This window comes from Alteripontixanthobacter maritimus (assembly GCF_003340475.1).
In the GTDB taxonomy this organism is placed as follows: domain Bacteria; phylum Pseudomonadota; class Alphaproteobacteria; order Sphingomonadales; family Sphingomonadaceae; genus Alteripontixanthobacter; species Alteripontixanthobacter maritimus.
On record NZ_QBKA01000002.1, the window covers coordinates 1,637,205 to 1,650,884 of the forward strand.

General features: G+C 61.4%; 13 protein-coding genes. 8 read left to right on the forward strand and 5 right to left on the reverse strand.

Features of this window, described 5'->3' with window-relative positions:
* Nucleotides 1–13: 13 nt before the first annotated feature.
* Complete coding sequence (locus HME9302_RS08155) at nucleotides 14–2,179, reverse strand: transglycosylase domain-containing protein (protein WP_115367592.1); 2,166 nt, start codon at nucleotides 2,177–2,179, stop codon at nucleotides 14–16.
* A 420-nt stretch (nucleotides 2,180–2,599) separates the two neighbouring features.
* Between HME9302_RS08155 and HME9302_RS08160 the strand changes: the two genes are divergently transcribed.
* On the forward strand, nucleotides 2,600–4,879 hold the full coding sequence (locus tag HME9302_RS08160; protein ID WP_181815713.1) for a putative bifunctional diguanylate cyclase/phosphodiesterase: 2,280 nt from the start codon (nucleotides 2,600–2,602) through the stop codon (nucleotides 4,877–4,879).
* 10 nt (nucleotides 4,880–4,889) lie between these two features.
* Here HME9302_RS08160 and cobS read toward each other — a convergent pair whose 3' ends face one another.
* Nucleotides 4,890–5,882 carry a cobaltochelatase subunit CobS gene (gene cobS / locus HME9302_RS08165; protein WP_115366610.1) on the reverse strand — a complete coding sequence of 331 codons (993 nt, stop codon included), beginning with the start codon at nucleotides 5,880–5,882 and terminating at the stop codon, nucleotides 4,890–4,892.
* A gap of 55 nt (nucleotides 5,883–5,937) precedes the next feature.
* Between cobS and HME9302_RS08170 the strand changes: the two genes are divergently transcribed.
* The gene (locus tag HME9302_RS08170; protein WP_115366611.1) at nucleotides 5,938–6,783 is read left to right on the forward strand and encodes an oxygenase MpaB family protein; all 846 of its coding nucleotides are present in this window, start codon (nucleotides 5,938–5,940) and stop codon (nucleotides 6,781–6,783) included.
* Between the two features lie 210 nt (nucleotides 6,784–6,993).
* Here the strand turns inward: HME9302_RS08170 and HME9302_RS08175 are convergent, their stop codons facing one another.
* Nucleotides 6,994–7,713 (reverse strand): winged helix-turn-helix transcriptional regulator, encoded by a 720-nt coding sequence (locus HME9302_RS08175; RefSeq protein WP_115366612.1) that lies wholly within the window; start codon nucleotides 7,711–7,713, stop codon nucleotides 6,994–6,996.
* A 109-nt stretch (nucleotides 7,714–7,822) separates the two neighbouring features.
* Here HME9302_RS08175 and HME9302_RS08180 point away from each other — a divergent pair, with 109 nt between their 5' ends.
* Nucleotides 7,823–8,188 (forward strand): DUF1428 domain-containing protein, encoded by a 366-nt coding sequence (locus tag HME9302_RS08180; RefSeq protein WP_115367593.1) that lies wholly within the window; start codon nucleotides 7,823–7,825, stop codon nucleotides 8,186–8,188.
* An 18-nt stretch (nucleotides 8,189–8,206) separates the two neighbouring features.
* Nucleotides 8,207–8,695, forward strand: coding sequence for a VOC family protein (locus tag HME9302_RS08185; RefSeq protein WP_115366613.1), 489 nt, complete (start codon nucleotides 8,207–8,209; stop codon nucleotides 8,693–8,695).
* A gap of 97 nt (nucleotides 8,696–8,792) precedes the next feature.
* Here HME9302_RS08185 and HME9302_RS08190 read toward each other — a convergent pair whose 3' ends face one another.
* Nucleotides 8,793–9,398, reverse strand: a complete 606-nt coding sequence (locus HME9302_RS08190; RefSeq protein ID WP_115367595.1) for a DnaJ domain-containing protein — start codon at nucleotides 9,396–9,398, stop codon at nucleotides 8,793–8,795.
* 51 nt (nucleotides 9,399–9,449) lie between these two features.
* Here HME9302_RS08190 and HME9302_RS08195 point away from each other — a divergent pair, with 51 nt between their 5' ends.
* Genes HME9302_RS08195 through HME9302_RS08210 form a run of 4 tightly spaced genes read left to right on the forward strand, consistent with a single transcriptional unit; the run spans nucleotide 9,450 to nucleotide 12,400 of the window.
* Nucleotides 9,450–9,746 (forward strand): BolA family protein, encoded by a 297-nt coding sequence (locus tag HME9302_RS08195; protein ID WP_230079928.1) that lies wholly within the window; start codon nucleotides 9,450–9,452, stop codon nucleotides 9,744–9,746.
* Complete coding sequence (locus tag HME9302_RS08200) at nucleotides 9,743–10,633, forward strand: pirin family protein (protein ID WP_115366614.1); 891 nt, start codon at nucleotides 9,743–9,745, stop codon at nucleotides 10,631–10,633. The genes HME9302_RS08195 and HME9302_RS08200 overlap by 4 nt, the downstream gene beginning before the upstream one ends.
* Nucleotides 10,634–10,652: 19 nt before the next feature.
* Entirely contained in the window at nucleotides 10,653–11,480 is an 828-nt protein-coding gene (locus HME9302_RS08205; protein WP_115366615.1) for an SDR family NAD(P)-dependent oxidoreductase, read from the forward strand.
* Nucleotides 11,477–12,400, forward strand: coding sequence for an alpha/beta fold hydrolase (locus HME9302_RS08210; RefSeq protein ID WP_230079929.1), 924 nt, complete (start codon nucleotides 11,477–11,479; stop codon nucleotides 12,398–12,400). Before HME9302_RS08205 ends, HME9302_RS08210 begins: the two co-directional genes overlap by 4 nt.
* A 196-nt stretch (nucleotides 12,401–12,596) precedes the next feature.
* Here HME9302_RS08210 and HME9302_RS08215 read toward each other — a convergent pair whose 3' ends face one another.
* Entirely contained in the window at nucleotides 12,597–13,679 is a 1,083-nt protein-coding gene (locus tag HME9302_RS08215; protein ID WP_230079930.1) for a DUF2332 domain-containing protein, read from the reverse strand.
* Nucleotide 13,680 lies beyond the last annotated feature (1 nt).

Sequence of the window (13,680 nt, forward strand, 5' to 3'; positions counted from 1 at the left end):
ACGGCGTTAAACGCTACCGACGGTCACGTGGGTCGGCGGGTTCCCTTCGATCGGGCGGCGGTCGCGGTGTTGGCGGCTGGCCGGGGGCTGGCGATACACGGAAGCCGTCCTGATCCACGCGCAATTCAATCGGCAGACCGTCAATTTCGGTCGAGACTGTGACCGCGTCATCCTCCACCCGCATGCGCGCATCACCATTGCCGAGCGGGATGTCGCCGTCCGGAATATCATCGAGGTCGGGTACGTCCATCGGCTCTACCGGACCGCCCGGATCGCTTGGCCGAGGTGCAGGCGCCGGCGCCTTGGGTGCGCCCAGTCCCTGCGCCTGCCGCATGAAATCGCGCCATATCCGTGCCGGCGTCGTACCCCCGCTGATCGCGCCGAGCGAACTGTTATCATCATTGCCGATCCAAACCCCCACCACCAGCTCGCCCGCGTAACCGACGAACAGCGCGTCGCGATTATCCTGCGTCGTACCGGTCTTGCCGTAGTTCGGCCCCGGCAGCATCGCTGCCCTTCCAGTGCCGCGATTGATCGCGCTGCGCAGCATCCGCTCCATGCTGGCTTGATCGCTGCCCGATATGCTGTCCTTCCCATCGGTCAACCAGTCGAGCCAGCCCGGTTCTTCGGCCGGGAAGGCGGTCGGTTCTACCGGGAAGCGGTTGGCGGCCACCCCGGCATAAGCGGCCGTCAGTTCCAGCAGGGTCATATTGCTGGTGCCGAGCGCCAAGCTGGGATCACCTTTCGCCAGGGGGGCGGTTACTCCCAGATCGCGGGCGGTTTCGATCACAGCCTCGTCGCCAACTTCGCGAAGCAGGCGCACGGCTGCAACATTGCTCGATTGCGCGAGCCCGTCCTCCAGAGTGATCGTAGGGGAATAGCGTCCGCGCGCATTTTTCGGTCGGTAGCTACCTTTGACGATTTCACTATTGTCGATCGTATCTTCGGGTTCCCACCCTTCGCGCAGCGCCGCGAGATAGACGAACAGCTTGAACGTGCTACCCGGCTGTCGCTTGGCCTGGGTCACGCGGTTGAAGGCGGAAGCCTTGTAATCCTTACCGCCGACCATGGCGACGATTTCGCCATTGGTCCGCATAGCCACCAGCGCTACCTGTGCCTCACCCAGCTTTGCCCGTCCGACCGCCTTGCGGGCGAAGGACTGCAGCCGGGCGTCCAGAGTGGTGGACATGGTCTGGCGCGCGTAGCCGCCGCCCGCCAGCTTGCGCGCCTGCGGCAACGCCCAGTCTGCGAAATATGTCCCGGTCGGCAAATTGCTTTCGGTACGGACGTCGAGCCTGGGGGCTGCCATCGCATCCGCCTCGCCCTGCGTGATATACCCCGCCGCCACCATCGACCCGATGACGAGCCGCATCCGCTTTTCCGCACGTGCATAATGTTTGACGGGGTTCAGCCGCGAAGGGGCCTGAACCAATCCGGCCAGCATGGCAGCTTGCGCCGGCTTCAGCTTTTCCGGCTGGCGGTAGAAGTAATGCAGGCTCGCCGCGCGAAGGCCGTACACATTATCTCCGAAATAGGCGTTGGAGAGATAGCGTTCGAGAATCTCGTCCTTGGTCAGCCATGTTTCCAGCCAGAATGCGATCAGCATTTCGCGTGCCTTGCGGGTCATGCTGCGCTCCGGAGTCAGGAACGTGAATTTCGCCAGCTGCTGGGTAATCGTGCTGCCGCCTTCCACCCGCCCGCCGCTGACATTCGCCCAGACCGCCCGGCCCAGCCCGCGCGGATCGATACCCCAATGCGAATAGAACCGCCTGTCCTCAATCGCAAGGAATGGCTCGATCACGTGGTCGGGCAGAGCGGCTGCCTGCACCGGCTGGTCCACTACCGATCCCTTACGCGCAATCGGCGTGCCATCGGCTGCCAGAAGGGTGATCTGCGGCGGAACCAGTGGCTCCAGCGATTTCGACAGCGGTGCCGTAAAGGCCAGCCATGCTACCAACGCGAGAAACAGTACGAACCCTGCCACCAGTCCCTTGCGCAGCCACCACCACCGGCTGCGCTTGCCGAGAACAGGCACGAACCGCCGCCAGCCCGTGCGGTACGAGGCGGGCGCGTATGGATCCTGTTGATATTCGTACGCGGGATCGTAGGAATAGTCAGAACGCCATGCTTCATCCGGCTGGGCCGGCCGGTCGTAACCAGCAGCGGCACGGTCCGCCATTCCGTCTGCGGTATCCCCGAAGTAGCCGCTACTGTCCCAGGCGGATGGCCCGGTATCGCTGTCTCGCAACCGGGAGCGCCACCAGCGCGTTATCGGAGAATTGCCCTTCATCGGCCTGCTGTATTATCCAAGCCATACACCGATGGCGAGAAAAAAAAGGTAGTCTTGGTAAGACCGCCACCATCACAGTCCCCTTATATCCTCAACCAGACTTTAACCTGATGATTCTATAGCTGCCCAGGTAGACAAAGGATTACCATCGGGGTCGTTGGGATGCGGGTTAAAAAAGCTAGTGACTTTTGGCGCAAACTTGCGCTGTTGGATTTGGTAGACCACCGGGTTCCCGCGCGGGATCGGGAATGGTTTGCCCGCTGCAAACTGCAACACACCGGTGCCTTCCCCTATAAGACGTACGACACCGTGCGCGTTTTTTCTGCTGTGGCAATTTATTCGTTCTTCATGCCAGCATTGCTGCTCGCGCTGATTGCCGGTGTCGGGATCGCGGCTATCGCCTATCACGCCCATATCGAACGATGCGCCAGAAGTGGCCGGCAAACCTATCGCCAGAGCTATCGCCGTTTGCGGGACCTGATGCTGGTGCGCGGTGTAATGTGGGCCGGAATTTACATGATCGCGCTGGCGATGGCTCCGCCTGCGATACTTTCCGTGTTGCTGCCTGCTGCGGTGATGATCATGTTCGTCGACGGACTGTGCATGATCGCCATGCCCCGGCGCGCTTTGGTGGCTGTCGGCCTGCAAGCCATCGGCATCGCTACGCCGGCCGTTCTGAACCCCACTGCAATTACGCTGATCAGTGCGGTTGTTGCCGGTTTCAGTTTCCTGTTCCTGCATTGGGCGTTGTTCAACCTCAATTACCTTTTCGCAACGCGCCGCCTGCGGACCCGCGAACTTACGCACGCCAACGAAACCATCCAGCTGCTGATGAACCAGTACGATGAAGATGGTAGCGACTGGCTGTTCGAATGCGACGAGAAGGGGGCTATCCTGCGTCCCAACGACCGTTTTTGCCAGGCAGCGCAGCTTCCCGCGCACGAAATGAACGGTATGCTGTTGTCGCTGATTTTCGACGATTGCCCGGAACGCGAAGAATTGCGCGCCATCGGCAAACGGGAAGACAATTTTCGTAATCACGTAATTCCGCTGACGCTGGATGGCGAGAAGCGCTGGTGGTCGATCAGTGCGCGGCCGATCTACGACGATGAAGGCATTTTGCGCAGCTGGCGCGGATTTATCTCCGATGTAACACGCACCCGGCAGGCGGAAGCGAAAGTCACGTACATGGCGCATTACGATGTGCTGACGAACCTCGCCAATCGCAGCCTGTTCAACATTACGCTGCAACGTGCATTCGTGCGGCGGGATCCTGACGACGTTATCGGCGTGCTCTATGTCGACCTCGACCATTTCAAGGCCGTCAACGACACGCATGGTCATGCGCTGGGCGACATGGTGCTTGCCGAGGCTGCCCGGCGCATCGAAAACGCGGTGCCCGATACAGCGATGGTCGCACGGCTTGGCGGTGACGAATTCGCGGTTGTCCTGGCTAGCCAGACCGACCGCTCTGCGATCGTCCGCATTGCCCACAACATCGTTTCGGCCATGGACGACCCGGTCGAGGCCGAAGGCCAGAGCCTGCCTATCGGGGCCAGCATCGGCGTGGCTTTTGCGCCTGAAAACGGGCTCGACGGCGATACCGTACTGCGCGCCGCCGACCTTGCATTATACGACGCCAAGGCCAAGGGTCGGCGCGGAGTAAGCCTGTTCGATCCGGATATGCAGGAAGAAATGCAGGACCGCCGCACGCTCGAACTGGACCTGCGCGCAGCGCTTGGCCGCGGCGAACTGGAGCTGTTCTACCAGCCGTTGGTGAGTGCTATCGACAGCGTGACCGTAGGTTACGAAGCCCTGCTTCGCTGGAACCATCCGACAAGGGGCCAGGTCAGCCCGGCGGTATTCATCCCGATTGCCGAGGAAACCGGCCAAATCGTCCAGATCGGTACCTGGGTCCTGCGCGAGGCGCTGCGCGAAGCAGCCACATGGCCGGAGGAACTGTCGGTCTCCGTCAATCTTTCGCCCGCGCAAATGGCGGATGACAGCATTCTGACTACCGTCGTCGGTGCGTTGGCACAGACCGGTGTGCCGGCAAGCCGACTGGAGTTGGAGATTACCGAGACGCTGCTGATGCAGGACAATCCCGAAACCATCGCCGTTCTGCACAAACTACGCGACATGGGCGTGAAGATCGCGCTCGACGATTTCGGCACCGGCTATTCCTCGCTCAACTACCTTCGCAGTTTTCCTTTCGACAAGATCAAGATCGACCGCTGTTTCGTGGAAGACATCGCCGAAAAGAAGGATAGCGACGCGATTGTTCGGGCGGTGATCGGACTTGCCGAAGAGCTGGACATGCGAACCACGGCGGAAGGCGTGGAGACAGCGCATCAGCTCGCGCAATTGCGCCAGAACGGATGCACCCATTTGCAGGGGTTCCTGTTCAGCAAGGCCCGTCCCGCAAGCGAATTGGCGCATAAGCTAGCTGTGCCGGGCGCACCTGCCAAAGAAGCTGAGCTCGCCGTGGAGGCAAAACCCGTGACGCAAATCGCATCAAAGAAACGCGCCCGGAAAGCCGCGACAAACGCGCCCGCGAAACGCACGCCGCCAAAACGCAAGTCCGGCTGACCGTTAGCGTCTAAGCTTGGGAAACCACGCTTTCAGGCAGCTCCGTTCCAAACACGCGCTGATAGTATTCCGCTACCAGCATCCGCTCCGCCTCGTCGCATTTGTTCAGGAAACTGAGCCGGAACGCGAAGCCCACGTCACCGAAGATATCGGTATTCTGCGCCCAGGTGATGACCGTGCGCGGGCTCATCACCGTGGAAATGTCGCCATTGATGAAGCCCTGCCGAGTCATGTCGGCGACCTTGATCATGTCGGCAACCTGTTTGGTATCGGCCTTCGGGTTCTTCGACAGGATAATCTCCTGCTCCACATCGGCAGGCAGGTAATTCAGGCCGACCACGATGTTCCAGCGGTCCATCTGCCCCTGGTTGATCGCCTGCGTACCATGATAAAGCCCGCTGGTATCGCCCAGCCCCACGGTGTTCGACGTTGCGAACATCCGAAAATGCGGATCGGGACGAATCACGCGGTTCTGGTCAAGCAACGTCAACTTGCCCTGCTGTTCCAGTACGCGCTGGATTACGAACATCACATCGGGCCGGCCGGCGTCATATTCGTCGAACACCAATGCAACCGGGTGCTGCAGCGCCCAGGGTAGCAGCCCTTCGCGGAACTCCGTGACCTGCAACCCGTCGCGCAGCACGATGGCATCGCGCCCGATCAGATCGATCCGGCTGATATGCGCGTCCAGATTGATGCGGATGCAAGGCCAGTTGAGGCGTGCGGCGACCTGTTCGATATGGGTCGATTTGCCCGTTCCGTGATAGCCCTGCACCATCACCCGGCGGTCATGCGCAAACCCTGCCAGGATCGCCAATGTCGTGTCCGGATCAAAGACGTAGCTTTCGTCCAGATCGGGCACCCGTTCGTCCGCCTCGCTAAAGGCAGGCACCTTCCAGTCGGTATCGATACCGAACACTTCGCGGACGTCGACGGTGATGTCGGGCGCGGCCTTGATAGTTGAGGAGTGGGAATCGAAGCTTTTTTCGGTCGTATCGTTCATTGCGTATGCGGCGTAGGGTTTTTACCCGCCAGCGCCAACCCTATATCATCTCTTCATGGCCCGACCCGACCCGTCCGAAATCCTGCGCCAACAGCTCGTCAAACGGGTCCGCGCGGTATTCAACGACGAAGCGGACGGGCAACAGCCAGTGCCGCCGTCGGAAAACGCGCTGTTCCCAAAGGACAGCCCGATCCGCATGGTTCACGCCGATGCGACTTCCATGATGGTGGGGGGCATCCGTTCGCTGCTGTTGCAGATGCTTCATCCCCATGCGCTGCAGGGGGTGCTCGATCATTCCAATTTTCGCGAAGACATGCATGGGCGGCTGCGCAACACAGCGCGCTTCATCGCGGTAACGACGTTCGGAGACCGCGACGCGGCGATGGCGGCAATCGAGCGGGTGAACCGTATCCACACCCACGTGCATGGCATTCTGCCCGACGGAACGCCTTATAGTGCCACCAACCCGCGCACACTGGCCTGGGTGCATGTGGCCGAAGCGACGAGTTTCCTCGCAGCCTGGAAATACTATGTCCGCCCTGCGATGCCGCGTGTCGAGCAGGACGAATATTACCACCAGTTTGCTATTATCGCCCGCGCGCTCGGCGCGGATCCCGTGCCCAAAACAGTCAGCGAGGCTGATGCGCTGTTTCGCGAGATGCGTAGCGAACTTCGCGCCACGCGGGAAGCGCGCCAGATCGCCGATCTGGTCCTGAACCAGCGGCCCGAAGGCGCGCCGGTCGCAGTGCAAAAGATGCTGGGTACCGCTGCTGTCGATATGCTGCCGCCGTTCGCCACCCAGATGCTGCGCCTGAACGGCAGCACATTGGGCGCGATCCCCGCCAAGCTGGCCGTGCGCGGTATCGGGCGGACATTGCGCTGGGCTTTCAAACAGGGTTGAGCCGTGTTGGAAAGTTACGCCTTTGGAGCATCGGCTTTTTCGTAAGCTGCCCCTTTTGCGCGTATCCGACCGATCGGTATGACCTTTCGCGTCCAAAATACAGGGTTTGTCCACTCGACAAGAGGGCACCGGCGATGGCTTGCGCAAAAGAGCCAAGCAGAAAAAGACATTGCACACGTTTGTCCGGTCCAGCCGACGTTGGAAACCGGATTAGGCCGTGACCGGTTCGGGCAAGGAGAAGCACCGGGCGAATTCTTCGACCAGGGGCCGCGATCCTTCCACCACCACCCCTTCACCGCGCTCGAGATCGGCAAGCGACGTGCCGCCATAGAAGAACCCTGCCAGCACTGGCGCATCCGGCGCCCGGATTACCGCGTCGCACCCGGCGACCAGTTCACGCGCGATAGGCAGATCCCCATGCAGAACCGCCACGAATTCCGCCCCGCCAATCGCGAAGCCGATCCTGCCACCGGGCGCAGCAGATATTCGCGCCAGCTCCGTACGGTCCAACATCGTGCGGAGCGACAGCATCAGCGACACCGGCGACAAGGGCAGCGTCGGATCGTGCGCAGGCGACATGGCGGCCCAACGCCCGATTTCCTGCAGTAGCGGCTCCGCGCGGCGGCCCCACTGGGTCAATTCATACAATGTGGGTATCGGCACCGCTTGCGCCGTGCGCCGAACGACGCCCATTTGCGTTAGCCTTTCCAACCGCTCGGTCAGAACCTTGGCACTGATGCGCGGCAGGCTGGCGCGAAGATCGGAAAACCGCCTGCCGCCGAACATCAGTTCCCTGACGACGAGCAGAGACCATCGTTCACCAATCACTTCCAATCCGAAAGCGGTGCCGCAGGCATCGTCGTACCAGCGGCCGTGCGCTCTGGGTTCCGCAGGCGAACCGTCGGCTTTGGTTTCTTTTAGTAACTTCATAGTTGCTTTTAGTAACCCGTGCGTTCAAACATGTCCAACCAAACAGATTCGCCGTCCTGTCGAAAGGTCCGGCAGATGCCGCACCGAAACAATGAAAGGAATGATTACCATGCCCTATATCGAAGGATTTCTCGCTCCCGTTCCTACCGATAACAAGGACCGGTACCTCGACTTTACCCGCCGGGCTGCGCCTTTGTTCAAGGATATCGGAGTGGCGCGCATGGTCGAATGCTGGGGCGACGACCTGATGAAGGGCGAGCACACCGACTTCTACCGCGCCGTAGATGCCAAAGAAGGCGAAACAGTGGTGTTTTCTTGGATGGAGTATCCCGACAAGAAGACCCGCGACGCTGCGTATGAAAAGATGCAGAACGATCCCCGCTTCGAATCGCTGGGCGAAATGCCGATGGACGGCAAGCGCATGATTTTTTCCGGTTTCCAACCAATTTTCGACAGCGCCGAAACGCTGGTTTAGGCGCGAAGGACAATCATCATGACCAATCCCATCGTCCCATGCCTCTGGTTCGACGGCAACGCCGAGGAGGCGATGCGGTTCTATGTCGGCATATTGCCCGATTCCTCCATCGATCACATCAACACTTCGCCCGCGGACTGGCCCGGAGGAAAGGCGGGTGACGTGCTGACTGTGGAGGCAACACTCAAGGGTGCGCCCTACCTCGCGCTCAATGGCGGCAGCGGCACCGAATTCAACGATGCGATCTCGCTTCAGGTGCATACGGGCGACCAGGCGGAAACGGATCGCTACTGGAACGCGCTGATTGCGGATGGCGGCGAGGAGATGGCCTGTAGCTGGTGCAAAGACCGGTTCGGAGTGCGCTGGCAGGTCGTTCCGCGCACCCTGATGGAAGGGCTGCGGTCGAACGATGCGCGGGAACGCGAACGCGTATTCCTCGCCATGGCGGAAATGGTGAAGATCGACGTGGCCGCTATCGAAGCTGCGCGGCGGGGAAATAAAGGTTGATCGGCGTCCGACGCTCCTTCTTCATGCCCTCGCCTTCCTTTCTCATCGTCGTCCTGACCTTTCCCATCAGCACACCACTCCGACGGACCATGCCCCCTCACCTCAGCGCGCCACTTGCCTTGAGCATCTGGTACGCGGCGACCACTTCACCCAATCGGTCCTCATGCGCCCGATCGCCGCCATTGCGGTCCGGATGGAACCGGCGAACGAGTTCGGAATAGCGGCGGCGCAGTTTGCGGCGATCGGTGTCGGAACCCAAGTTCATGGTTTCCAGCGCAGCCATCTCCGCGCGGGAGAAGCGCGGGCGGCCGGTTGGATCCGCGCCCATATCCACTTCACGCGCGGCACGGGTCTTGATGCTGCGCATACGTGCCCCGATAGCGTCCAGCGGATCGTCGAAGTCCGACCAGCGCGGCATTCCATCGACGCCGGCGGTCTTATTGAACGCCCGCGTTTCGGTTGCCCAACCCGCACCAGGGGCCTGCGCGGCGTAAATTTCGTCCGCGTTCATTCCCTCGAACCAGTCGTACCCTGCATTGAATTCGCGCACGTGATCGAGGCAGAACCAGCGCCAGTCGCCCGGTCCGTCAAATCCTGCAACGCGGTTGCCCGGTGCGCGGAATTCACCTTCATCGGCACATCGGGGATGTTCGCATTGACGCCCTTCGCTTTCGTGGCGACCATGGAACCGGCTCGTGCGCATGGCCATTAGGATGGGGTGCACACGCCCAATTTGCAAAGAGGAATTCCGAAGATGGTCGATCAGCCCCGGTATAGTTCGGTGCAGGAGGAAATGGAGGCGCTGCTGACCGCCGCCTTCGCCCCTTCGCATCTGGAAGTGGTGAATGACAGCGCCCAGCACTCCGGTCACTCAGGCGACGATGGTTCGGGCGAGTCGCATTTTACAGTCATCATCGAAGCTGCCCGGTTCGCAGCCATGAACCGGCTCGCCCGGCAGCGCGCTGTGATCGCCGCGCTGGGTGACATTCCGGGTGACCGGGTACATGCCCTCGCGATCAAGGCCAGCGCGCCCGGAGCGGACGCTACATGACCGGCTTGGTCGAAGCCACAATTACGCCGGTCACCCACCATCTCGGCGCCTTCACCGTACGCCGCGCCCTCCCTGCAAAAACACGCACCATGGTGGGCCCGTTCGTCTTCGTGGACGAGTTCGGGCCGGCCAAGATGGACCCCGGCGAAGGAATGGACGTGCGCCCGCATCCGCATATCAACCTCGCTACGGTGACTTGGCTGTTTCAGGGCGCGATCGAGCATCGCGACAGCTTGGGCACCTTCTCCACTATCCGTCCCGGTACTGTGAATTTGATGACGGCTGGCCGGGGCATCGTGCATTCCGAACGCAGCCCGCAGAACCTGCGCACCGAAGGGCCGCAGCTCTACGGGATGCAGACGTGGCTCGCACTGCCCGATGGGCAAGAGGAGATAGATCCTGCGTTCGAGGCCGTGGCTAAGCTGCCGGTGATTGAGGACAATGGCGCGAAGGCCACTGTTATCATGGGCGATCTGTGGGGCCGCCGCGCGGACACCACCTGCCATGCCGAAACGATCTACGCCGAAATCGTGCTCGGCCCCGATGGAGCCATACCAATCGATGCCGGTGCGGACGAACGTGCGCTCATGCTGGTTGGCGGACAAGCTGCCATCGACGGGCAACCGCTGACCGAATTCGAACTGACCGTGTTGAAGCCCGGCGCGGAAATGACTTTGCGCTCGGCCAAAGGTGCGCGAGTCATGTTGTTGGGCGGGGAAGCCTTTGCCACCAAGCGCCACGTCTGGTGGAATTTCGTCAGCAGCGACCGGGATCGGATCGAGCAGGCGAAAGACGACTGGAAAGCGGGTCGTTTCCCGCAAGTGCCCGGCGATAGCGAAGAGCATATTCCGATACCCGGCACGCCCAAAACCGTCAGCTATCCCTGAGGCATCGAGGAAAACCCGCATGAACTTCACCGATAAAACGATCTGGATCACCGGCGCATCGAGCGGGATTGGCAAGGCACTGGCTACCGAATGGGCGGACAGGGGCGCACGGCTGGTGCTTTCCGGACGGAACGAGGACCGGTTGGCGGAGGTTGCCGCCTCGCTCGACACCGAAACGCTGGTGGTCCCGTTCGACGTGCGGGACGATGCTGCGATGCAGCAGGCGGTCGCCCATGCGGTCGGTTGGCATGGCCGGGTGGATGTCTTCGTAGCCAATGCCGGGATTTCCCAACGCAGCCGGGCGCAGGACACTGCAATGAAGGTCTATCGCGAAATTATAGAGATCGATCTGTTGGCGCAGATTGCCAATGTGCAGGCACTGCTGCCGCATATGACCAGCAGCGCTTCCGCCATCACACCTGCCGCACTGGTGTTCATATCCTCCATCGCCGGCAAGGTCGGCGTGCCGCTGCGTACAGCGTATTCAGCCGCGAAGTTCGGGCTAATCGGATATGCCGATGCGTTGCGTGCAGAACTTTCGCAAAGCCATATCGGCGTGCATGTCGTCGCCCCGGGATCGGTCGCCACCGACGTGGCGCGCAATGCCCTTGCCGCAGACGGATCGCGGCGCGGCGTCAGCGATCATGTGATCGATAACGGCATTCCACCGGCCGACGCGGCACGTACCATCGTTGACGGTATCGCTGCCGGTACGCGCGAGATTATCGTCGCGCAGGGCGCAGAAGCAAAGCTGGGTGAAATGCGCCGGACACCCGATGCACTGTTCGACCAGATGGCCGGGATGGTGGCCGAAGGTTACATGGACAAGATGGAGGCCGGCTCGTGAGCGCGCTCGACCTTGGCCAGCAGACCCGCGTCAAACTGTCCAACGGCATCGAGCTCGATGTGCTGGATACCGGCACGCCGACTGGTATGGACGGCGCGGGCGAAACGCTGATCTTCCTCCACGGCTTTCCCGAAAGCCATCGGACATGGCGGCACCAGATCGCCCATTTTCGGGATCGCTACCGCTGCATCGCGCCCGATCAGCGCGGCTATCGCGGATCGTCCAACCCGCAGGAACCGGACGCTTACACGCCGGACAAGCTGATCGGCGATGTCTTTCTGCTCGCGGACGCGCTGGGTGTGGGGAAGTTCACCATTGTCGGGCACGACTGGGGCGGCGCGATTGCGTGGGGTGTGGCGTTGCTCGGGCAAGGCATCCGGGTCGAACGCGCGATCATCGCCAATGCCCCCCATCCGGCCATTTTCGGCAAGCTGCTCCACACCCATCCTGGCCAGCGCGAAGCGAGCCAGTATATTCGCGCCTTCCGCGATCCAGCGAATGACCCCCAAACGCGTGAGCACGGTCTGAAGTGGATACTGCAAAAAGTGGTGAAGTGGGATCGCCCCGGCGAGATGGAGCCAGAGGAACGCGATACTCTGCTAGAAGAATGGCGCAATCCGGATACCGCCATTGCGATGCTGAACTGGTACAGGGCAAGCCCTATCGAAGTACCGGCGATGGACGAACCGTTCGAACTGCCCGCAACCTATGCCGCACCTGTTTTGCCCAAGCTATCCATTCCCACATTGGTCATCTGGGCACTGGACGACCTGGCTCTACCGCCGGAAAATCTGGACGGTATGGAAGACATAATCGACGACCTGACTATCGTGAAAGTACCCGATTGCGGGCATTTCGTCCCGTGGGAGGCGCCCGATGCAGTCAATGCAGCGATGGATACATTTCTGGCAGGGATCTAAATTCGGCTTTGCAAGCTGGATTCGGCTCTCCCCCCCTTTTTCCGCTCATCCTGAGATTGTCGAAGGATTGTCCTTAGCTTTCGGCACTTGCGTCAGCAAAAGAGAAATACGATCCTTCGACAAGTTCAGGATGAGCGGGTCTGGTGCACTGGTGTCGTTTGTCAGACACTGTCGATCTGACCTATCCAGACGTTCCCTACTCGCCGAACCAGTCCACCCATACCCCATGCGGGTTGGATTGGGCCAGCAGCACATCTTCCGCCCCGCCCGGCCAGTAGCGAACGCGCAGTTCATGGGCGAAGGTCCGGCGGTTGGTTTCCAGCGTCAGCCAGGCGAGCGGGCCACCGGCGGTTGCGCGGGTGGCTGCCTGGGCGACGGCACGGGTGATCCGTTCGCGGCCCTCTGGCGGAAGGTATTGCCAAACGATGGAATGGAACAGCACCCGGGTGACGCCCGTTTGGGACGGCCGCGCGAGTTCGCGCTCGACCCAATCCTCGCCCGACATCCGCTCCACATTCGGCGCGCGTTCGGTAGCCATCGCGATCGCCGCGTCGATCCGGCCCATTCGCGCGGTCATTTCGGGCCAGACGTAACTCTTCAACCGCATGGCCGCTTCCGGATCCGTCAAGTCTACGGGCGCAACATCGCACCCCCTGATCGAGGCGATCTCTACATCGACGGCGGGCGGCGGGTTACCGCGCCATTCCGGCGCAATCAGCACGGGCGATTTTGCCGGCCCCACGGTCACGCCGCCAAGATCGTAGCGGTAGCGGTCCATCATCGTATTCACGCCCGCGCTGGCACCCAGTTCCAGCATTTCGAAACGTGCCGGCACCCTCTCGGCCAGCCATAACAGGCCCGCCATTATACTGGCGGATCGCCCGGCCTCGTTCGTCTGCGGAGGTCCGTCGAGCCACGGCAGAAGGCGCGTGTCGTAAGTCTGGACCAGTTCGCAGACCAGCTCGTCCACCGCAGCCTGCCGTGTCAGCCGCCCGGCATAGACTTCCTCCAACCGCCGGTCCTCTCCCGTTACCAGCAAATTGTGCAGGCCGCCGTGGATACGCAGCGGCATCGCGTCTTCCAGGGTCAGCCCCTGCCAGTTCGTCATTCTGCGGCCGACCGCGGTTTCGCTGTCCAGCACCGGTAGCAAGGCGCGGATCACACGGGCGGTGCCGGGCGCGCCGCCGTTCTCGGCATGTCGCGCCTGCCACTCGATAGCCTCGGGAACGCTCGCCATATGCATCACCGGTGCGTCGTTTGTGTCGCTGCGTGCTGCCATC